We start from the raw sequence: 21,231 nt of genomic DNA, 5'->3' as shown, positions 1-21,231 counted from the left end.
TTCTTTCCACATGCTTCATCTGATTCTTGTTTCATTTTGTCCCTTTACCAAAGCCGCCTCCTGCCTTGACATACTCCTTCTCACTGATCCAAACGTCATTCTAAAATTCATACACTTTCGGCATCCCTCCTTTTCACCAGAGTTTGCTGTATAAAGATAAAGCAGTAATGCGGTCTTTCAATTCATCGTCATAAGACAAAATTGTTTTTATCTCATAGAAGTCTCCCGATCTTCTTACTACCATGACAAGTTCCGGATCTTCACTTAACGGAGCATCTATATGCAGAGGCATGAACCATGAAATAGTTCCGCTTTTCCCTGAATAAGAAGCTTTTGCAAACGATCTGTCGCGGCGCTGCATTTTAATCCCCCGCTCAAGAGCATTCATGATCTGACCTGCGATCTTGCTGTCGCTCTGACTGCGTATGCTTTCCGGAAAACGTTCCCGCCTTTCCTGTATGATGTGGATCAGACAGTTTTGATTAATGTCGAAATCTTCCTTCTTCGGATTAAACACTTCTTCTTTTTCATCGAAAAAACTGATTGGCTCAATCTGCATCATTGACTGTTCTTTTGTAAATCCATAATTCAAATAATCCTGTTTACTCTCGATTACACGCTCCGCGATATACGTCTTGTACTTTTCATAATATCGATATAGAACTAAAAAATCATTTCCGAATAAATCCATCATTCCGGTATTTACGATTGCCGATTTCGTTTTATTCGCGACAAAATATTCTGTCCTTCCGGCATCGACAAGCTGCGTTATCCTTGCTCCTATGATTTTGATATATCTGTCAAGCCCTTTCATTGACTTCCAGTTCGGAAACAATAATCTGCCATAGATCGCTTCTGTAACATTAGAAAGTACTTCTTCATTTTTTATAAAAATCGTTTTTTCGCAATATCCCTCACTTCTGTCTTTTACTTCCGTCTCAACCTTACAAATACGCTCCGCATGTTCTTCCCTGTATCGATGACAAAATTTCAATAAATTTGATCGAAGTTTTTTTTCAGAATACAGAGTTTTCCTGCACATCCCATTTACTAAATAAGACGGCGTTCCGACATAATATCCTGAGAAATAATCAGATCGTTTTAAGAGCGAGATCATCAGCGGCTCATTTCCGTTCACCTTGATTCCTGTATCAATCCATGCCAGAATAACGTCTTTTTCATTTTCCGGTTTTTCCGATAAATCTTTATCAAAAAAATATATATTTGACTCTTCTGACGAAATATTCTCTATAATCTGATCTATTTCAATATCCAGTCCCGTCACTCTGTATATTTCGTCCGTCACTTTTTCTCCATCTGTTACAATAAACTTTTCCTTAATCATGTGATCCATAAGTTATCCTCCTCATTTTATGATATAATGTAACTATTCAGCCATAAGAAGCACGAGTGCGGTTTTACGGATGGTTCAAGCTGAACTGTTACACCTCTCTTGTTTGTAAGCTTATCGTATCACCCTTTCCCGTTATCATGAATAACTGCAAGTTGACATCTTTTTGACAAGATTATTCTTTGTCAAATGACAAAAAATTGACAACACAATGACAATTATCATTATTGATCGGAGGTAAATATGTTAAATTACGCTGTCATCATTCAATATTTAACTCAACAACTGAATATTCCCAACGTAAGGATCGCAGAATGGCTTAACCTTGATCCTTCTATTATCAGCAATATCAAAAACAATAAACGAAAAATGCAAAAAGACATTTCCTATGATGTTTTTTACAGAGACGTCTTTTGCCAAGCCGAAATCGGAACTGATTTTCAAAGTGTTCACAGCCTTTACACATACCTTCAGGACAAGGACTGCTCGAATGAAGTAATAGACATGGCATACTCACACTATAAAGAACACAGATCAGTTGAAAACGCTGAAACTTTTCTGCTCACTTTACTAAAAGAAGTCAAATATGAAAAAGATGCTGTGTCATCGAAATCTGCGTCAAAATCCACTCACCGTTCCCCTTCCGATGCCATTGCTTTTGAGCCGTTTCATAACCCGATACAAAACAATACTTTCTTCGGACGACAGGATATGTTTGAGAAAATACGCTCTGTTTTATGCAGTTTGGGAACTTGTATCATCTACGGTATCGGCGGTTTAGGGAAGTCCTACTGTTCGCTTAAATATGCCGTTGAATATGAAGATTCCTATACACAAATCCAGCAGATCATTTTTACAGGCGATATAAAAAACACAATTTTAAAAATAAAATTTACAGGATTGGATGAATCTCACTTTTCAGAAGACGAAAAATTTGAGAAACGACTTTCCATTCTCGCTTCTTACGGTGAAGATACTCTGCTTATCATCGATAATATGGATACTCACCCGGCTGATCGGGAAAATTATGTGCGGTTAAAAGAATTACCGATACATATTCTCTTCACTTCAAGAGAGACCGATCTCGATTCAGAAAAGTTTCTCTTGCCGATCCATCCGCTTTCCAAGCAAGAACAGCTTCAATTATTTATGCACTACGGACGGTTTACGATCCCCGAAGATGAATACGGCGACTATTTTAAAATATTCAATATGGTAGAAGGTCATACTCTTCTTTTAGAACTGATCGCAAAAACAATGACTGCCGAAACATTAACGCCTGAAGAAATGACAGATATTTTGTACAGTCCTGAATATGACGATATAAGCAAAGTGGTCATTGAAAAAGACAATACTTATCAGCAGGAAAAAATGAACAACTTTATATCTAAACTTTTTGACACAAGCAATCTTACCGATGTCCAAAAAGAAATATTGATGAACCTCTCTCTTACGTCGATAAGCGGCATAAGACAGCGCTTATTCAAACAATTTTTAGATTATAATAATTCAGATATCAACGCTTTGATCCGTCAAAGCTGGATCATACAAAACAGACCCAACGGTCCGGCCTCATCACAGATTCATCTGCATCCGGTCATTAAAGCTGCTGTAATAAATAATACGGAACCTTCCTTAGAAAAATGTTCAGTTTTTATCAACAAAATAATTGAATTTCTGAAAGCGGCTTCCGCAGATGTGATCGAAGACAGTATGTCGAATGATTTATGCGACGTTCTTGCAAACGCAGGTCTCATGTTCAAATATACTTCCGAACATCTCGGCTTAATGTACGACATCGCCTTAATCTTATGGCGCAGCCTTATGTATCATGAATCTTATTCATACTTAACAAAAGGGTTGGAACTATTAAACAAAGAATCATCTGACGATATCGAATTACAACTGTCTTACTACGAAACCGCAGGAAAAGTTGCCGTCAGACTTGCCGATTACGAAAAAGCAATTACTCACTATCAGTCGGCAATCACGACAATCGAAAATTCAGGACAAGATTTTTCCGAAAGGCTTGCCACGATATATGACAAACTAGGGGTAGTTATGCGAAAAGCGTCAAAATATGAACAGGCTTTGGATTATTTTACGAAAGCTCAAAATATTATTGATATCAACCATATAAAAAATCCGGAATTAACATCCGACATTTATAATGATATGGGCGTGATCTATATTAACCTTGATATCTTCGATAAAGCTTTGGCGAATTATCAAAAAGCCCGCGAGATCCGGGAGTCGGTTGAAAATCCCGATCTCGAACAGATCGCCTATTCTTATCACAATATCGGAACAGTATATCAGCGGCAGAAAAAGTACGCAGATGCAATCACATGGCATAAAAAAGCGTTAGAGATCCGTCAGGAAATATACCCTGATAACGAACCGATCATTGCCGCGTCATTAACGATGATCGGCAATGACTATACACAGGCGGCAAAAAACGATTCTTCTTATCACTTTAACGATGCCTTTGAATATTTCGCAAAAGGCTTGGAAATCCGAAAGCTCACGTTGGGAGAAACACATCCTGACACGGCATGGTCTTACCAAAGCATCGGATTATGGCATTTTTATCAAGGAGAATACGAAGAAGCGATTGAAAACTATTTGAAATGTCTCAGCATTCGGAAAACGATCCTTCAGCCTTCGCACGCCTACACTGCCGAAATCTCATACTTGTTAGGAGAAGCATATTTAAAGATCAACCAAATCCACTCTGCAAAAGAACACCTTCTGCTCTTCTTATATGTAATTGTCAACGTTTTATACGTCCTTTACTTCGATTTTAAAATACCGTCAAATCCACTTCCAGTCACTTTTACCTCTCCGTTTTCAAAAGTAGCAATTCCGTATATTTCTTTGGAAACGCTGTCTATAATCGAAAGCCCGCCGTCTCCCTGCGTATATAATCTTCCGTCTATAACCAGCCCGTTATTATACTCTACCCGGACTGCCGCGATATCAGATCCTGTCGGAACATACTTTGTACTTGCCTCTGCCATTTGATCGTACACGATCATCGTAGTAGTATCATTTTCATAAGTACCTTCAATCTCCAGATCCGGCGTATATGTACCGCTGATCCTGCGATAGTTTCCCCAGCCTTTGCCTGCACCTGAAGTTACGCTTAACAATCCGTTCTCATTTTTATAGAACGTATAATATTGCCCTTCTAAATAATCTCCGAATGCACCACATTCTGATTCTTTCTCAAAAATCTGCCCGCTCGACGTATAGATAACATAAGACCATTCATATCCGATTGATGCAATCACAAGCCTGTCTCCCGAATCATCGTCTTTATATGTACCTGCCCATCCCATTGTGACCGGGTCTGTCAATACAGCTTCCCTTTTACTGTTATCTTTTTCTTCCTTTTTTTCTTCTTGCCCGGAATCTTTTTTCATTTCCCCATCAGTTTCTTTTTTAGGTTTTACATTTTCCTTTTTCGCCGGCTTCGATTCTTTTTCAGCTGCATTCTCTTTAACCTCTTTATATGTCGAATCTTTTGCAGTTTCTTTCGCATCGGAACTTCCAAACATTTTCACTGCTGCAATAATTCCGATTATTATGACTGCTGCCATCGCGATAATTCCAATTACTACCGCTGTTTTTTTCTTTTTCGGCGCAGGATGAGACACACCCTTGTTTTTAACATCTGCACTTGAATTACCTGTTGTCTCTTTTTGTGTCAACCGCTGGTCTGACTGTGCCGACTGCTTTGGTTGTTCACTCTTCTGTTCCGGCTGTGCCGACTGCTTTGGCTGTTCATTTTTCTGTTCCGGCTGTGCCGACTGTTCTGGCTGTTCGCTCTTCTGTTCCGGCTGTGCCGACTGCTCTGGCTGTTCGCCATTCTGTTCAGGCTGTACAGACGCTCCGCAATACGGACAGAACTTATTCTCATCTTTTATTTCTTTTCCACAATTTTCACAAAACATTTTTTTACATCCTTTATCTTATTTTACCTTTAATATAACGATGCAGTTCCCTTATAACCGTCATATTCCAAAATCAACGTCGCTCCTTCTACATCACACTCTGCAAAACTCAAACCATAAAATTCAAGAACATTTCCTTCAAAATCTTCTATCGCAAAATCCCAGTCAAGATCCTCCTCTGTGATCACAAACTCTATATCTACCCTTTCACCATCATACACTATACCATACTCAAGCAAATCTTCTTCCCAGTTATCCACATCAGGTTCTGAAGCATAAAGAGCATAAATATCAAAACCGGTATTATTAATTACATGCACATTATATCTTAATATTTCATCCTTTGAACTGCATTTAAAAATACCGATCGCCACAATAATAACTAAAACAGCGATCGCGATAACCGCTCCTTTTTTCTTTTTTCCTGCGCCTTTGACGCTAAAATCCGGCGGTATATCATGACTCGGTTCTTCCTTATTTATTTCATTTTCCGCTCCGCAATACGGACAAAACTTATCCCCATCTTTTATTTCTTTTCCACACTTTTCGCAAAACATGGCAAATTCCTCCTACATTCTCTTTTAATGTTTTCAATCACATAAAATATCTTAAATATTTCATAATGATATTTCCGAACGCATATCCGCACAGAAGACCGGTTATTAATCTCCGTATATTATTTGATTCGTAATGAAATTTATATTGTACGAACCAATCTGCAAACATGATCAGAGAAAACACGACCGCAATTATATTGGAAATCTCGCCGACCTTGAATAAGAAGATTCCCAAAACTTCTCCTATAAACACCCCCGTACATCTTGCGCATACCGGAAATTGTTTTCCGCGAAAGGAAAAGCTTCGTTCCGGTAATTGATGACATCCCGTCGCTCTTCCTATCACCATAAGTTTCTTATATATTTTTCTTTTATCCATCATCATCTTACTCTGCAAAATGTACTAAGATCGGACAGACAAAAATCAGTGTACCGGCTAAAGAAAGCATTGAAAATTTTATACAACTCCAAATTTCCTGTTTCTTTTCTACTTCTAAAATATCCCAAATACTATACCCTAACTGTTTGTCTATATCCTCGCATAACTGATAGCAAAAATATAACGGCAAGGAAACTCCCACTATGACAGCGATCAAAACAACGATGACCGTTCTTAAAAATCCATGCACTAATTCATCCAGTATCGGGTAAAGCAAAAGAGAACCTAGCGCGCCATAGCAAAGACAATTTACTGTCATTTTATCCATCAACGAACTTAACGTTTCAACAGCGTCATGCTGCGCTAAATGTTGTCTTCCGCAATTTTTACATCCCCACCAGGTGATAGATCTGCTCTTTACTTTAGAGCCCGTGAAGAGCGCTCCGCACAATAATCCAAACGGACCGAGCAAACACATTCCACAGCACCCGCGCCCCATACTGTATCCTTTTGTTTTAATCTCTGTCTCGTTCTTAACAATCGGAAACGTATCCTCGCTGTTACAATACGGGCATATAGAATCTTTCGGTATATTCGGCGGCATCTGAATGATTTTGTCAATCGCATCGATAATATGAAGCCCCGCTTCTTTCATATATTCAATCAGCGCTTTAAAAAATTCGACAAGAGATTCCCAAAGCGATCCATCCGCGTTACTTTCCTGATATGAATTCTCATTTTTCCCTGATTGTTCCTCACTTACAGAAGCGCCGCAATTCGGACAATATTGAATATCTGAATTTAATTCTTTTCCACAATTTCTGCAATATTTCATCTCGCACGCTCCTTATTCTTTTCCGATCAATAACCGAAACTGTTCCACATCTTCAGTCATTCCATTTACAGGAATTTCAAAATTCAGTCCATTTTTCATTTTTAAATTTAAAACCTTTCCATAACCTGTATAAAGAAAGACTGCTATCAATAAAAGCCATGCTACATCTGTTATATTCATCAGAAACATTACCCCAAATAGCGCTGCATACAATGTATCCCAAAAATCCATTTTTGTTTTTAATTCCATTGAACCGATTTCTGATAATTTTATCTCCAAATGGTTTTCTTTTTCTTTCCTTAAAAATCTATGTATCTTTTGACTTATCTCCAAACGCTCTTCATTATTACTTACTTCTGTTCGGATAATTTTGTATCGTAATCTTCCGATCATTTTTACTTTTTCAAAATAAAATGTTCCTTTACTTTGTTCCGCTTTATCCTTTTCTTCATCTTTTAATGTACTTACATCCTCTTTTTGTTCCAATGTACTGCTCCCACATTTAGGGCAAAATTTTGACTCTTCTCTAAGTACATTCCCACAATTCACACACCTTTTCTCCGTTTTCGTCTCATGAACATTATGTTTACCGCTGTGATCTTCCTGCTGCTCCAATATATTGCTTCCACATTTTGAGCAAAATTTCGCCCCCTCCCTAACTTCATTTCCACAATTTTCGCACTTCATTCCTTTTTGCACTTCCTTTATAACTAATATTTTTATAGCTGTAGATAATTATACTATAACTAAGTAAATATTACAATTAAATCAATATTTTTTTGGAGGTTACTGCATGGACACTTTAAACTTTGAACAAATAGGCGAAAAATTAAAGAAAATCCGCCTTTCCAAAAACTTAACACAAGAATATATCGCTAATGCTGCTGATGTGAATACAAGTCATATCAGTAATATCGAAAATAACCGTGTCAAAGTTTCTCTTTCTGTTTTAGTGCAGATATGTAATGCGTTAGATACTACTGTTGACTATATTCTTTCCGATGAATATAACGACTCATCCTCTGCCATCGAACAGGAAATTCTCCATGAGTTACACTCCTGCAATAATGAAACAAAAGAGCAGATTTTGAAAATTGTCAAAGCTTTACAGTAATTTCTCTCATTAACATTACGGCATATCGAAAACCTTGTATGAATCCTTTTTCTTTTGCAGCCTCCGTTAATGCAAATAACTCATCGCGAACCTCTTCATACGTCTTTTTCTCCAAATTCACTCTATTTTCTTTCAACAGCCTCTCCGTCTCTTCGTCAATCTCTTTCCCAATTTCCTTCAAATAATCGGTTTCAGACAGTAAGAAGCGATAAATCTCTCTTATCTTTTCAGTCTTATCTGCCGAGCTGTTCTTTTTTGATTCTTCCGGCTTTTGAAACATACTCATTCTCCTATTTCTATTTCTTTCACTTTGCATTACAATATAAACAGATTATTTTATTGCCTGACACTATAATTAAACCATCTTTATCAAACAGCATGAAGCCGCAAAAAATTTCCGATTTTTTTTGCAGCCTTTTATACCGAAGGAGGATTCAAAAATGAAAGCAGCAAACAAAAACACAATTCCCATCACTTCAGAATCCGATATTTTATGCGCTTTCAGAAATCTGACTTCTTCTTATGACGAACGCACTTTACACAAATGGATTAATTTTTTCAAAAAATGTATGTATTACGCCTCTTCCGATTATTCTAATCCTATGTTTCTTTCTTTAACTTACAATGCAGTTAAAAAGAGCGAGCAATATCCTTATGAATTTTTATATATTCATAAGTTGATGTATCAGTTTCTCTGCCTGAGAACCCCCTGCTTTTTGCAGTTTCCTCCATATACCGATCTTGCATCCGAATACGATCGCACAGCGATCAAATGGAATGTTCCCGCTCCCATTACGCCTTTTTTAATCTGCTATATCAAAGCTGCCAGTAAATTCAAAAAAAATGCCCCTGTCACTTCGTTTTTCCATGAACTTGACGAGACATTTACAGAGACAGAAAAATTTCAAAACGATCTTACCCAAACAGAATATCGGATTTTAACTGATGAAATTCTTTGCCGTAAATATTTTTGTACTACGGAAGAAATTTATAATACTTTCTCAAAAAACGATTTCCAAAAAGAGGCGCTCCGGCATTGTATTTTTCATTTAACCGAAACATTAACCGCAATTTTGCAAAACAGCCGCCTCAAAAATTATTCCGCTGCTCCGGTTGTTTCAAACGCATATATTCTGTTAAATACTTTCAGGGAAAAATTATATGAACAGACCTGTTCAGAAAATAAAAAACTAGATTTAACGACCTTATATCCACACAAAAAGCCGTGGACTATTATAGGTGAAAACGAACTGATGCAGAGCATAAAACATTCTCTGTCTTCCTTTTCTGCAAAAATATTTTCTCTTGCAGAAGAAACTTTAGATGACCATTCCATTCACCATATCTCGGCGAAAGACTACGAAACCTTTTCCAACGGATGCACTAAGATCATAAACGACATAGAACAGCAGATTGAGAAAGAAAAAGAAAAAATCACAACATTCTATCTCAATATAACAAACGCCCCCGCTGTCAGTCACGCTCTCTCTAACGGACAATTAGAACTTGATCAAGAAAACTTGAATTACAGATGTTGTCTGCTTACAGATGCCCTTACAACATTTGCCAATTCTTTTTCACAAACGATCCTGACTTTCAAAAACAACGTCAGGAAGGCTTCTCACGCCTTCCCTGAGCAATATACATCTTTAAAAACCGACAGAGACTACTTTTCGGAATTCAAGCACTCTGTCAAAACAATCGAAAAGAGGCTCTACGGGGAAATCTTTATGACAGCTTTTGAACATTCCAAGCCGTTTCTGTTTTATAACGACAGAGGATTCATAAATACTCTCACATATCCCGCTGTCCTCTTTCCGGCAGAATGTTTAAGAATAACTCATGAATTGATAGGAAAATATTTTTTATCTGAAGATTATATCCTTCAGTATTTTCATGATAAAGGGATTCGTTTTCCGATATCACTTGCTGAATTTTTATCGAGAGTTGATATTAAGTAACACACAAAAACCTTTGCACTCCTTCATAAGTTTCTTTGAAATTGATGTAAATTTAGTGTAGTGCTAATGTAGGAATCTCTATTCCATTTTCAAGAACTCTTCAATCACTTTTACAAATTCTTCAGCTCTATCATACTGTTCCTTTGCATCTTGCAGAGACACAAGAAAAAAATCCGCATAATCGGTATTGTTTCGAATTTGAAATGCCTGACTGATATATTTTGAATATTTCTTGTCAAACTTTCCTGTCTTCACATATTCTTTCTGAAAATATGCAATAACTCCGGCATGCTTTGAAAAGTCTTGTCCTTCTACCGCCAGCAATGCACGCACCGCTGTAAACATTGCATAATAGGAACGACCTATAGAATCTTTATAACTTCCAGCCTCTAATAGTATTTTCGAGGAATGCAGTCGCTCTTTTGCCATTTCCAAGCGATATACTTTTAATTCTTCTCTATTATCAGGCAACGATTTCTACCCCCTCACTTTCGATATTTCTATAATAAGGTAAATCATTTTTATACTTCTCATATTCAGCAAAAGGAATAACCGTTGGAGACACTATCGTACCATACTCTAATTCCAAGTCTGAAGAAATATCCCACACACTTTTCAAGCCTTGTTGAAGTTTTTCTCTATCTCCCTGTACAATAGCGACTATATCTATATCTGAATCCTTTTGATAATCGCCTCTAGCATAAGAACCATACAAAATAATTTTCACAACATTTGCTCCATATACCGCTTGATACGCCTGAGTCATCGCCTGCAATATTAAGTTCAATTCATTTCGTGTACACATTTCTTTCATACTCCTCTGATTATAACATATAACAGATTGTTTCGATTTTATTATAACGTAATTCCTCTAAAAACAAAAGGTACTCTCTATACATCTTTTATAACCCATCTTTTATAACTGTATGTAATCAAATTTTATCTTATTGACAAAAATTGAGGTATCGCAATTTGCTAACACCTCGCAGTCTATTTATCAAAACAAATTTCCATCCTTAATGTTAAATTTTGTTCTAAAGAACGTTCTGTTTTGACAATATCTTAGAATTATTTCCCTAACATAACTTCTCGTACAATAGCTATCTTCGATTAATGTAGTGCCATCATCACCCTTTATCTGTTTTTTGAATATTTTCTTCTGTTCCCACTCGCTCTTGATTCCCTCAACTAAATCTTCACTCATTTCAAGATGCGAGAGAATTACTGAATTTAGTTCTTTGTCTCTAATTTCTTTAATTTGAGAGAATGTGCTTAACTGTTGCAATTCTTTTTTTACTGCACTTGTGTAATTGTCTGAACTGATACATTTGCTATTTGAGCCAGTCCTTCTTATGTATAACCTCAGCAAGTTTCTCAAGAATACCTCCAAATACTCGGTTGTTTCGTGGATACCCTTTTGCAGGTTCGTATAATTTGCCGGGACAAGTGCATTTCTAAAATACCAAGCATTTTTCGCAAAAATATCATTTGTGGCAGAAAATCCGAGCGTTCTCAAATACTTGATTAAAAATACTGCCGTCGCTCTTGTATTTTCCTCACCAAAGATATGGATTTGCCATAATCTTGAAACAAAGACTGCAAGATGATGAATGATTTCCTCCATCGAAAACCCTTTGTAAATAAAGTTTTTTCCTGCAAAAAATCATATTCAAGAGTTGCTCTTAGTTCCGGGCGCTTCCGTAGAGAACAGTTGCTCCGTCAAGTACCCACTCTTTTTCGTAATTTTCAAAATATAATCCTGTTTTTCTTCCACTCATAATAATAATCATGGTTCGATAATCTTTCATCTACTGTCATCTGCCTTTACATAACACAAACAGGCTCATAGAAAATACATTCCATGAGCCTATCTCTTTATATCTCTTTATATCTCTTTATATCTCTTTATAACGTTTTAAATCTGTTTTCATTATGGTACAAAATTGATATAAAAATCATTTTTTATTTTATTTCACATTAATTAGTACAATTTTGCGCCTGCCGGAATATGCTCATCAACCATCAGAAGATGAAGTTTTTCTTTCCCTTCTTCATTATGAACCGCTGAAATCAACATACCACAGGAGTCAATTCCCATCATCTTTCTCGGCGGCAGATTTGTAATAGCGATACATGTCTTGCCAACCAATTCTTCCGGCTCATAATATTCATGGATTCCGCTCAGGATCGTACGATCCTCTCCTGTTCCGTCATCCAATGTGAACTGCAGAAGTTTCTTAGATTTCGGCACTGCCGTACACTCTTTTACTTTTACCGCTCTGAAATCTGATTTAGAAAATGTCTCAAAATCTACATCGTCTTTAAATAACGGCTCGATCTCAACTTTGGAAAAATCAATTTTTTCTGCCGATTTTTCCTCTGTTTTTACCTGTACTGAATTGTTTGCTTCATTCTTAGCTCCGCCCTGTGTTTTCATTGTCGGGAAAAGCAGTACGTCTCTGATCGCGGCGCTGTTTGTTAAAAGCATACACATTCTGTCGATACCGAATCCGATACCTCCTGTCGGCGGCATACCGATCTCAAGTGCATTCAGGAAATCTTCATCTGTTGTATTTGCCTCTTCGTCACCTTGTGCCAAAAGTTCTTCCTGAGCTTTGAAACGTTCTCTCTGATCGATCGGGTCATTCAGCTCTGAATATGCATTCGCCATTTCCCAGCCGTTCATAAAGAACTCGAAACGCTCTGTATATTCCGGATTCTCCGGTTTCTTTTTCGTAAGCGGTGAAATCTCGATCGGATGATCCATTACGAACGTCGGCTGAATCAAATGTTCTTCTGCAAACTCTTCAAAGAACAATGACAAGATATCACCTTTCTTATGATGCTCTTCATATTCTACATGATGCTCGTCTGCAAGCTTGCGAGCCTCTTCCAAAGTCTTAACTTCATTCCAGTCAACGCCTGCATATTTCTTCACGGCATCTACCATTGTAATACGTTCAAACGGTTTTCCGAGATCCATCTCAACGCCATTGTAAACGATCTTCGTTGTGCCGAGAACTTCCTGTGCCACATGGCGGTAAAGATTTTCTGTAAGATCCATCATTCCGTTATAATCTGTATATGCCTGATAAAGCTCCATCAATGTAAATTCCGGATTATGTCTCGTATCAAGTCCTTCGTTTCTGAATACACGACCGATCTCGTACACTCTTTCAAGACCTCCGACGATCAGACGTTTCAGATAAAGTTCAAGAGAAATTCTCAGTTTCAAGTCTTCATTTAAAGCATTGAAATGTGTCTCAAACGGTCTTGCCGCAGCTCCCCCGGCATTTGCAACAAGCATCGGAGTCTCCACTTCCATAAATCCTTCGCCGTCCAAATATCTGCGGATCGCACTGATGATCTTAGAACGTTTGATAAATGTATCTTTCGCTTCCGGATTCATGATAAGATCCACATATCTCTGACGATAACGCATATCTGTATTCGTCAGTCCATGGAACTTCTCCGGAAGAATCTGAAGACTCTTGGAAAGAAGTGTTACATGAGATGCATGAATGGAAATCTCTCCTGTTTTTGTCTTGAATACCTCTCCTTCGATTCCGATCACATCACCGACATCAAGTTTCTTAAATTCTTTATAATTTTCCTCACCGATGCTGTCTCTTGCTACATAAGACTGAATATTTCCTTTTAAATCCTGAACATTACAAAAAGATGCTTTTCCCATTACTCGCTTTGACATCATACGTCCTGCGATGGAAACCTGCTTTCCTTCAAGCTCCTCGTAATTTTCTTTTACTTCTACACTGTGATGTGTCTGATCATATTTTGTAATCACGAACGGATCTTTTCCGCTTCCCTGCAGCTCTGCAAGTTTCTCACGGCGTACCTTTCTCAACTGATTCAGATCCTGTTCCTGTACATTCTTCTGCTCCTGTGCCACTTTCTTATCTCCTTTCCCGGATAACTTTTCTCTGTTTTGCTTTATCTCTTATTATTCCGTTACGCTTTTTTTCTCTTTATCTGCCTTTTTCGCCTCTTTAAAACATTCCCATACATGCGAATTCAGACCTCTTAAAAAGAGGTCTGTTTATAATCATCTGTTTACATTGAACGGCTGATTTCAAGCACTTTGTACTTGATTTCTCCCGCCTGTGTTTCTACGCTTACCGTATCTCCCACTTTTTTTCCGATCAATGCCTGACCAACCGGAGACTCGTTTGAAATCTTTCCTACCAAGCTGTTTGCCTCTGTTGATCCCACAATTTTAAATTCCATCTCTTCATCGAATGTTATGTCAAATACCTTTACCGTACATCCGACATTGATCTTATCAAAGTCAACTTCATCTTCAACAACCACTTCTGCGTTTTTCAGGATGCCTTCAAGTTCTTCGATACGCGCTTCGATATCTCTTTGTTCATCTTTTGCCGCATCATACTCTGCATTCTCGGAAAGATCTCCCTGCTCTCTTGCCTCTTTGATCTTAGCTGCAACTTCTTTCCGTTTGACAACTTTAAGAGTTTCAAGTTCATCTTCAAGTGCCTTTAATCCGGCATAAGTAAGTAATCTTTTCTTTGCCTCCGCCATTGATAACGCTCCTTTTCTGTCATTCTTTTTCACTGTTTTTTGTCTATTCCCGACAGGAAAACTTGTCCCTGCACGCTGTCTCTTTTAGTTTATTTCACAATTTCAATATTATAACCATCAACCCCATTAATGTCAAGGTTTTTGGCGTAAACAAGACAGCTTTTACATGATATTGCGCAGAAAATATAGCGCTTATTAACAATACAGCGTTATGCCGGAATTACCGTAAGTTCCCAAAGACACATTCCGGGATTACAGGCGGCTTTCCAAGGTCTTGATCCTTCTGTCTTTCGTTCATTGCCGCTCCAATGCAAACAGGGCCGCCACTAAGTGGCAGCCCTGCATTTTTCCGTACTATTTACGGATAAGGCTTATTTTCTTTTGTTTCTTTTGAAGATTGTCAGAGCCGCTCCGCCTGCAACCGCACCTGCAAGAACTACAAGTCCGATCAGCAGCGTTACGTTAAAGTTATCTCCTGTCTGAACCGCTCCGCCTTTGTCCGGTTTCTCTGTATTCGGTTTCTTATCCTCTGACGGATCTGCTTTCACCGATACAGCTACGTCTGCCGACTGTCCGCCGTATGTTACTGTTACTTTCTTCGTATCCGCTGTCAGTTTTGTATTAAGACTCGGATTAAAGGAGAAATCTTTTGCCGTCTCCGGTCCGTATGCAACAACTTTTGTTGTTCCGTCTGACATCGTTACTGTAAGACTCATTCCCGTCGGATCGAATGTCTCTCCTGCTTTGTATTCTGTCTTAGCCGGATTTGCTTTAATTTCAACTTTTTCTACCGTTGGTTTTTCCGGCTCTACCGGTGTGTCAGCTTTCACTTCAATACCGATGTCTACCGTCTTGCCGGCATATGTTACATCAACTTTGTTCATACCTTCTGTAAGTGCTGTATCAAGTGTCGGGTTAAATACAAAATCTTTTGCTGTTTCGTTTCCGTATGCAACTTCTTTTGTTGTCTTGTCTGACATCGTTACTGTAAGAACAAGTCCGCTCGGATCGAATGTCTCTCCTGCTTTGTAAGTTGTCTTAGCTGGCACTTTCTTAACGGCAATTTTGTCTACCGTCGGTTTTTCCGGCTCTACCGGTGTGTCAGCTTTCACTTCAATACCGATTTCTGCCGTCTTGCCTGCATATGTTACTGTTACTTTCTCATCACTTGTTTTCAGTGCTGTGTCAAGGCTTGGGATGAATGTGAAGTCTGCTTTTGTTGCATCGCCGTAAGCTACTTCTTTATCTTCGCCTTTGTCATATTTCACTGTAAGCACAAGTCCTGTCGGATCGAATTTATCGCCTTCTTTATACTCTGTCTTAGCCGGATTTGCTTTAATCTCAACTTTTTCTACCGTCGGGTTCTCCGGTACTACCGGTGTCTTTTTGTTTACTTTAATTTTGATATCTGCCGTCTTCTCAGCATATGTTACAGTCACTTTTTCATCGCTTGTTTTCAGTGCTGTATCAAGCGTCGGGTTAAATGTAAACTGATCCGCATTTGCTGTTCCGTATGCAACTTCATCACCATAAGAACCGTCACTGTATTTTATTTTTACAGAAAGTCCTGCCGGATTGAACATTTCGCCTTCTTCATACTCTGTTTTTGCCGGTGCGCTTACAACTTCAAGAGCTTCCGGTATAACTGGTTCTGATTCAGATACTGTGATGTTAACATCTAATTTCAAACCTGCATATCCAACTTCTACTTTTGTATAATCTTTTGTCAAAGCTGTACTAAGTGTCGGATTAAATGTAAATTCTCCTGCGTTATCCTGTCCATAAGCGACCTCTTTTTCTGTTCCATCAGAATATTTCACGCCAATAACAAGTCCTGCCGGATCAAATTTCTCGCCGACTGCATACGCCGTCTTTGTAGGCTGTGCTTTCAATGAAAGTTCTGTTGCTGTCGGTGGCACTACTTCTTCTTTTGTTACTTTCACTCTGATTTCAGCAGCACTCATCCACTTGTTTCCGCCTTGGTCATCATGTGTCTCTACACCACTGAAGCGGATATATTTTGCCTGAACCGGAGTTTCGAATTTTGCCATCTTCCATGTGTTGTCAACTGCCCACACTTTTGTTCCTTCTGTAACGGCTACCTCTTTCCATTCGTCTCCCTCTGCGGCTTTCACTTCAATCTTATATGTTTTAACGATACCGTTTTGTCCGCCATTCTGTCTCGGAAGATATCTTAAACCGATTACATTCTGAACATCCTCAAGTTCCATCTCGATCCATCTTTCTGCCGGATTTGTATTATTCCACTGGGTATGCCACAATGTATTCGTATCGCCGTCAAACGCTTTCTCCTTTTCATTTCCGGATTGTGCGCTTCCAACCGTTGAAGTAATCTTTGCTTTATCGTAATCTTTTGAATCATCTGTTGCGTCAGCGTCCAAATTTACAACGAACGTATTTGTTGTCTTATGGTCTTCTGACTCGATAATAATGCGTACTGCATTTTCGTATGTCGGAAGAACTGTAACTGCCGCATTGTCTGCTCCAACCGCTTCTACGGTTTTTGCTTCAACTTCTTTCGTTCCCCAACTTCCTGCACCTGCTGCAAGTACTTCTGCCGGAGCAGATGTTTCGTTGATCTTCAGACTCTCAAGTTTTGCTGTTGTGTTTGTTGTAAAGTCAGCCTGATTTGCAAGATACAGTTCTGCTTCTACAATTCCCGTACATGTAAATCCGCCGCCTTTTCCGCTTGCATCCGGATTATTTACAACATGGATTTTTACAAATACAGCCTTTGTCGGAACAAAATCATATGTATATTCCACGACGCCAATCGCAGGGAGTTCCTCTGGATGTGACTCTGTTGCTGTTACTTCTGTCCAAGTTCCCTCTTCTCCTGTTTCGGAAACATATATTTTTGTCGTATTATCTGCTGGATAAGATGCTGCATGGCTGTCAGATCTGAAGAAAATCTTAATCTGATTAAATATCTGCTGTGTCGCATACTGGAATGTAATATCAGCATCATTGTCTTTGGCATCTTTGCTGTTTTTATAGTTACTCCACATTGTAGAGTTTGTATTACCGCCCTGATTTCCGTCTACTGTTCTGTTTCCATCACGGATTGCTTCCAGATCATCAGACTGCATCTCCTGTGGGATATCCTGCGACAATGTCATCGCTTCTTTTGCAACGTTATTACCTACTGTATATTCTGCTTCCTGAACGCGAACTGTAGCTGTAACCGGCATAGATTCACCAAACACATCTGCCGTTCCTGTTACGTTCACGATTCCTTCTGCATCATATCCTTTTTCAGGAGCTTCCCATTTTACCGGGAATGCGGCTGTAAGAACAGTTCCGTCTTCCATTACTGCCGGTCTTGATGTCGGAAGACTCGGCGCTACTCCGACTGATGTTGTTGTCGAGTAATTCAAAAGCGCTGCTACTGTATCAATCATATTGACATTAACTGACACCGTCTCTGCTTTTTCAACACCTTCCACAGAAACAGTTCCCGTTAAGCTGAACGTACCTGCCTGACCGATCTGCTCTGCTGTCGCTTTCTCCCATGTCACTGTGCCTGTCGTTTTTGTCTTGTCTGTCAGTACAACTTCTACCTGTCCCGGAAGCTGCGGCTGATTGCCGACTTTAACATAATAACTCTTCGACATTTTTACGCTGCTGATCGCCTTTTTGCTCTCTGAACTGTCAGAAGACGGTGTTGTTGTAATCGTTACCGTCTGATCTTCCATTCCTTCTGCTTTCACTTTCACAGTGATTGTTCCGGCAGATTTTGTAGACTGAACGATTCCTACAAGCTGACCGCTGAATGCTTTTCTGTTATCGTCTCTGTAAGACTGATGATCTACAGGTCTTCCGTTATCCACGCCTGCAAGCACACCATCACCGCTGACTTCAAACGTCACCTTATTATCCGCATTCGGTACAAGATTTCCTTTATCATCAGTAACACTTACTGTCAAATAAGAAAGATCTTCTCCATTTGCTGTAATTTTTGTTCGATCAACATCAACTTTTAATTTTTTAGCTTCACCTGCTGTAGTTACTGATGTTCGTCCCTGAAGATTCTCTGTAATTTCTTTACCGTCTTTATCCCACGCTTTTGCGGTAATTGTTCCGGCTTCATATGGAACCATCCATGTCATGTACAGATTCTCATGTTCTGTATTGCTCTTTCCAGTTCCTTCATACATCTGATATGTGTATCCTGCCGTCGTCTTCTTTTCTGTAAATTCTTTTGCACCGAGCGATCTCTGTTCACCGCCGCTTGCCGGAGTAAAGAACAGTTCTACTTTTTTTGCATCGCTGTATACAACTACCGGAACATCATTTCCACTCTTCTTATATACAACTTCTTCATTCCAAGCCGGAAGAATATGAAGTGTATTCACGCTGTCATTCCACTGACTCTGATAGAAGTAATAGCTGTCTTTCGGAAGTCCGGCAGTATCAACGATTCCAAAATAGGAGCTCTTCGGTGCAGGCCATCTCGACGCATTACCCGGTTTGCCTTGTCCTGTTCCATTCCACGGCGTCGGTTCTCCGATATAGTCAAATCCTGTCCATACATATTCTCCCGCAATAAAATCACGCTTGATTACTTCATACCATGCGCTGCTTGCCGTAGCGCCCCAACCAACTGCCGATGTATCATAGGATGTCAGATCATAATCGCCATAATCTGTTTGACTACCCATTCCTTTATAAATGCCTCGGCTATTAACTGCCGATGCAGTCTCAGAGCCATACATACACCATTCAGGATAAGCTTCATGAATCATATCGTAATGAGTCTTTCCTGCATGATTTTTCCACTCCTGAGAGTAGTTCATACCATGTATTCCACCGGCTTTCTGTAATTCCTGACCAAGGGTAATAGCACCTGTCTCATTACTTTTCAGCTTATTATCTCCGGTTGTAACAGGGCGTGTAGTGTCTGCCGCCTTTGCCCATTTCACAAGGTTGTCCTGAGCAGTCTTATAATCATCACTGTATCCGCCTGTTCCTTCCCACATCTCGTTGCCAAGCGACCACATAATAATCGCCGGATCGTTCTGACCACGCTCGATCATTGCTGTAAGATCAAACTGCGCCCATGTCATGTTCTCTGCAGCGCCCATGATCTCGTTGCCGTCTTCAATCTTTTTATTAAACCACTTAGAATAATCGTTCGAGTTACTGTTTTTCGGAGCTACCCATCCGTCAAACGCCTCGTCGATCACTAAGATTCCGTGTTTATTACATGCATCGATCAATTCGTCTGACGCCGGATTATGTGTCACACGGATAGAGTTACATCCCATCATTTTCAATATCTCTACCTGACGCTCTGTAGAGCGGTCATTTGCAACCGAACCAAGCGCGCCCTGATCATGATGCATACATACTCCCTGAAGTTTCATCTTCTGACCATTCAAAGAGAATCCTGTATTATTATTGAAATCAAAATAACGGAATCCATAATCTGTCTCGTATGTATCAACTGTAGTACCGTCCATAAGGACTTCTGTTTTCACAGTATAGAGATTTGGAGTTGTCGTACTCCAAAGCTTTACGCCTGATACAGTAAAATCTGCCTGTACATCTTTTGATTTACCTTTGTCCACAGTCGCAACTTCCGTCTCAAATGTCCCAACCGCCTGCTCTGCCGTTCCGTTTTTCGGATAGATCGTATGTTTTACTTTTACAGATGCATTGTTCTCGGATTCATTTACAACAGTTGTTTTTACTTTTACCGCAACATTGTTTCCATCTGCATGATCTTTCAGATCCGGTGTCTCAATCTTTGTTCCGTTCTTATCTACATGAACTGTATCGGTTACAACAAAGTCTACGTCTCTGTAAATACCGCTTCCTGAGTAAAAACGGCTTGACGGTGTCTGGTGATCTACTTTAACGGCAATCACGTTTTCTTTTCCGAACTTCACATTATCTGTAATATCGAAAGAGAATGGTGTGTATCCGTTCGGATGTGTACCAAGCTTTTTACCGTTTACATAAATAGTTGCATTCATGTAAACGCCGCCGAAGTCGATACTGATTCTCTTACCTTTCAGGCTCTCGTCTACAGTAAAGTTTTTTCTGTACCATCCTGTACCGCCCGGAAGATATCCGCTTTCCGCCTCCATCTTCTGTGAATATTTCTGGTCGATACTGTAATCATGCGGCAGGTTCACCTGATCCCATGAGGAGTCGTCAAATGCCGGAGTCTGCGCTCCGCTTGCGTCTCCTAAATAGAACTTCCAGTTATCGTTGAAGTTCTGCGTTCTGACCGTTCCGCTGTATTTGTTAAGGAACACCTGCTCCGGCGCTGTGTTTGTCTGCGTCGAAGTTCCCCCTTCCAGTTGAACGATCTCACCCTGTGCGTAGGCTGTTGCCGGCAACACCATGCTTCCTGCCAAAGCTGTAGCAAGAACTGCCGAACCTGCTTTCTTCCACTTGAGATTTTTCATAAACTTTTTCGCCCCTATAGTTCCGGAGCACTCCTTCGTTCTGAATTTTCACGCATATTCCATGAAACGAAATAAAGAAAAACG

Annotated in this window: 16 protein-coding genes and 1 pseudogene; 3 read left to right on the top strand and 14 right to left on the bottom strand. The window is 39.4% G+C overall.

Annotated features, from left to right (window positions below):
• Positions 1 to 133: 133 nt before the first annotated feature.
• Complete coding sequence (locus tag RUMTOR_RS09360) at positions 134 to 1,354, bottom strand: DUF3825 domain-containing protein (protein WP_004847439.1); 1,221 nt, start codon at positions 1,352 to 1,354, stop codon at positions 134 to 136.
• Between the two features lie 240 nt (positions 1,355 to 1,594).
• Between RUMTOR_RS09360 and RUMTOR_RS12770 the strand changes: the two genes are divergently transcribed.
• Positions 1,595 to 4,375 (top strand): tetratricopeptide repeat protein, encoded by a 2,781-nt coding sequence (locus tag RUMTOR_RS12770; protein WP_004847437.1) that lies wholly within the window; start codon positions 1,595 to 1,597, stop codon positions 4,373 to 4,375.
• Between the two features lie 866 nt (positions 4,376 to 5,241).
• Here RUMTOR_RS12770 and RUMTOR_RS13930 read toward each other — a convergent pair.
• The 5 genes and pseudogenes from RUMTOR_RS13930 to RUMTOR_RS09335 form a co-directional block, all read right to left on the bottom strand.
• A pseudogene (locus RUMTOR_RS13930) lies at positions 5,242 to 5,307 on the bottom strand (zinc-ribbon domain-containing protein); the annotation flags it as partial.
• A 29-nt stretch (positions 5,308 to 5,336) separates the two neighbouring features.
• Positions 5,337 to 5,864: a zinc ribbon domain-containing protein gene (locus RUMTOR_RS09350; RefSeq protein ID WP_004847434.1), complete on the bottom strand. Its 528-nt coding sequence runs from the start codon at positions 5,862 to 5,864 to the stop codon at positions 5,337 to 5,339.
• Between the two features lie 37 nt (positions 5,865 to 5,901).
• Positions 5,902 to 6,213: a DUF2085 domain-containing protein gene (locus tag RUMTOR_RS09345; protein ID WP_330360055.1), complete on the bottom strand. Its 312-nt coding sequence runs from the start codon at positions 6,211 to 6,213 to the stop codon at positions 5,902 to 5,904.
• A gap of 37 nt (positions 6,214 to 6,250) precedes the next feature.
• Positions 6,251 to 7,078 carry a zinc-ribbon domain-containing protein gene (locus RUMTOR_RS09340; RefSeq protein WP_004847431.1) on the bottom strand — a complete coding sequence of 276 codons (828 nt, stop codon included), beginning with the start codon at positions 7,076 to 7,078 and terminating at the stop codon, positions 6,251 to 6,253.
• 12 nt (positions 7,079 to 7,090) lie between these two features.
• Complete coding sequence (locus RUMTOR_RS09335) at positions 7,091 to 7,765, bottom strand: zinc ribbon domain-containing protein (RefSeq protein ID WP_004847429.1); 675 nt, start codon at positions 7,763 to 7,765, stop codon at positions 7,091 to 7,093.
• 106 nt (positions 7,766 to 7,871) lie between these two features.
• Here RUMTOR_RS09335 and RUMTOR_RS09330 point away from each other — a divergent pair, with 106 nt between their 5' ends.
• A complete protein-coding gene (locus RUMTOR_RS09330) occupies positions 7,872 to 8,192 on the top strand; it encodes a helix-turn-helix domain-containing protein (RefSeq protein ID WP_004847428.1) in 321 nt (106 codons plus the stop codon).
• Here RUMTOR_RS09330 and RUMTOR_RS09325 read toward each other — a convergent pair.
• Complete coding sequence (locus tag RUMTOR_RS09325; protein WP_227070165.1) at positions 8,176 to 8,478, bottom strand: hypothetical protein; 303 nt, start codon at positions 8,476 to 8,478, stop codon at positions 8,176 to 8,178. The genes RUMTOR_RS09330 and RUMTOR_RS09325 overlap by 17 nt on opposite strands.
• Positions 8,479 to 8,632: 154 nt before the next feature.
• Between RUMTOR_RS09325 and RUMTOR_RS09320 the strand changes: the two genes are divergently transcribed.
• Positions 8,633 to 10,153: a hypothetical protein gene (locus RUMTOR_RS09320; protein ID WP_004847425.1), complete on the top strand. Its 1,521-nt coding sequence runs from the start codon at positions 8,633 to 8,635 to the stop codon at positions 10,151 to 10,153.
• A 78-nt stretch (positions 10,154 to 10,231) separates the two neighbouring features.
• Here RUMTOR_RS09320 and RUMTOR_RS09315 read toward each other — a convergent pair whose 3' ends face one another.
• The 7 genes from RUMTOR_RS09315 to RUMTOR_RS09290 form a co-directional block, all read right to left on the bottom strand.
• Entirely contained in the window at positions 10,232 to 10,582 is a 351-nt protein-coding gene (locus tag RUMTOR_RS09315; RefSeq protein ID WP_004847421.1) for a HEPN domain-containing protein, read from the bottom strand.
• A gap of 34 nt (positions 10,583 to 10,616) precedes the next feature.
• The gene (locus RUMTOR_RS09310) at positions 10,617 to 10,958 is read right to left on the bottom strand and encodes a nucleotidyltransferase domain-containing protein (RefSeq protein WP_009242425.1); all 342 of its coding nucleotides are present in this window, start codon (positions 10,956 to 10,958) and stop codon (positions 10,617 to 10,619) included.
• 192 nt (positions 10,959 to 11,150) lie between these two features.
• A complete protein-coding gene (locus RUMTOR_RS13790; protein WP_004847416.1) occupies positions 11,151 to 11,777 on the bottom strand; it encodes a hypothetical protein in 627 nt (208 codons plus the stop codon).
• A gap of 58 nt (positions 11,778 to 11,835) precedes the next feature.
• Positions 11,836 to 11,961: a hypothetical protein gene (locus RUMTOR_RS13785; protein ID WP_004847414.1), complete on the bottom strand. Its 126-nt coding sequence runs from the start codon at positions 11,959 to 11,961 to the stop codon at positions 11,836 to 11,838.
• A 173-nt stretch (positions 11,962 to 12,134) separates the two neighbouring features.
• The gene (lysS, locus tag RUMTOR_RS09300) at positions 12,135 to 14,063 is read right to left on the bottom strand and encodes a lysine--tRNA ligase (protein WP_044998184.1); all 1,929 of its coding nucleotides are present in this window, start codon (positions 14,061 to 14,063) and stop codon (positions 12,135 to 12,137) included.
• Between the two features lie 161 nt (positions 14,064 to 14,224).
• On the bottom strand, positions 14,225 to 14,710 hold the full coding sequence (greA, locus tag RUMTOR_RS09295) for a transcription elongation factor GreA (protein WP_004847410.1): 486 nt from the start codon (positions 14,708 to 14,710) through the stop codon (positions 14,225 to 14,227).
• 371 nt (positions 14,711 to 15,081) lie between these two features.
• Positions 15,082 to 21,147, bottom strand: coding sequence for a discoidin domain-containing protein (locus RUMTOR_RS09290; RefSeq protein ID WP_004847408.1), 6,066 nt, complete (start codon positions 21,145 to 21,147; stop codon positions 15,082 to 15,084).
• Positions 21,148 to 21,231: the final 84 nt, after the last annotated feature.

It is taken from the genome of [Ruminococcus] torques ATCC 27756 (genome assembly GCF_000153925.1).
Lineage (GTDB): Bacteria > Bacillota > Clostridia > Lachnospirales > Lachnospiraceae > Mediterraneibacter > Mediterraneibacter torques.
This window is presented reverse-complemented; position numbering and strand designations above follow the sequence as displayed.

Excerpts from the sequence above, each read along its gene's own strand:
- RUMTOR_RS13785 (WP_004847414.1), bottom strand. The coding sequence starts at position 11,961 with ATGAAAGATTATCGAACCATGATTATTATTATGAGTGGAAGAAAAACA.
- RUMTOR_RS09325 (WP_227070165.1), bottom strand. The coding sequence starts at position 8,478 with ATGAGTATGTTTCAAAAGCCGGAAGAATCAAAAAAGAACAGCTCGGCA.
- RUMTOR_RS09340 (WP_004847431.1), bottom strand. The coding sequence starts at position 7,078 with ATGAAATATTGCAGAAATTGTGGAAAAGAATTAAATTCAGATATTCAA.
- RUMTOR_RS12770 (WP_004847437.1), top strand. The coding sequence starts at position 1,595 with ATGTTAAATTACGCTGTCATCATTCAATATTTAACTCAACAACTGAAT.
- greA (WP_004847410.1), bottom strand. The coding sequence starts at position 14,710 with ATGGCGGAGGCAAAGAAAAGATTACTTACTTATGCCGGATTAAAGGCA.
- RUMTOR_RS09315 (WP_004847421.1), bottom strand. The coding sequence starts at position 10,582 with ATGGCAAAAGAGCGACTGCATTCCTCGAAAATACTATTAGAGGCTGGA.
- RUMTOR_RS09350 (WP_004847434.1), bottom strand. The coding sequence starts at position 5,864 with ATGTTTTGCGAAAAGTGTGGAAAAGAAATAAAAGATGGGGATAAGTTT.
- RUMTOR_RS09330 (WP_004847428.1), top strand. The coding sequence starts at position 7,872 with ATGGACACTTTAAACTTTGAACAAATAGGCGAAAAATTAAAGAAAATC.
- RUMTOR_RS09360 (WP_004847439.1), bottom strand. The coding sequence starts at position 1,354 with ATGGATCACATGATTAAGGAAAAGTTTATTGTAACAGATGGAGAAAAA.
- RUMTOR_RS09345 (WP_330360055.1), bottom strand. The coding sequence starts at position 6,213 with ATGGTGATAGGAAGAGCGACGGGATGTCATCAATTACCGGAACGAAGC.
- RUMTOR_RS09335 (WP_004847429.1), bottom strand. The coding sequence starts at position 7,765 with ATGAAGTGCGAAAATTGTGGAAATGAAGTTAGGGAGGGGGCGAAATTT.
- RUMTOR_RS13790 (WP_004847416.1), bottom strand. The coding sequence starts at position 11,777 with ATGGAGGAAATCATTCATCATCTTGCAGTCTTTGTTTCAAGATTATGG.
- RUMTOR_RS09320 (WP_004847425.1), top strand. The coding sequence starts at position 8,633 with ATGAAAGCAGCAAACAAAAACACAATTCCCATCACTTCAGAATCCGAT.
- RUMTOR_RS09310 (WP_009242425.1), bottom strand. The coding sequence starts at position 10,958 with ATGTGTACACGAAATGAATTGAACTTAATATTGCAGGCGATGACTCAG.
- RUMTOR_RS09290 (WP_004847408.1), bottom strand. The coding sequence starts at position 21,147 with ATGAAAAATCTCAAGTGGAAGAAAGCAGGTTCGGCAGTTCTTGCTACA.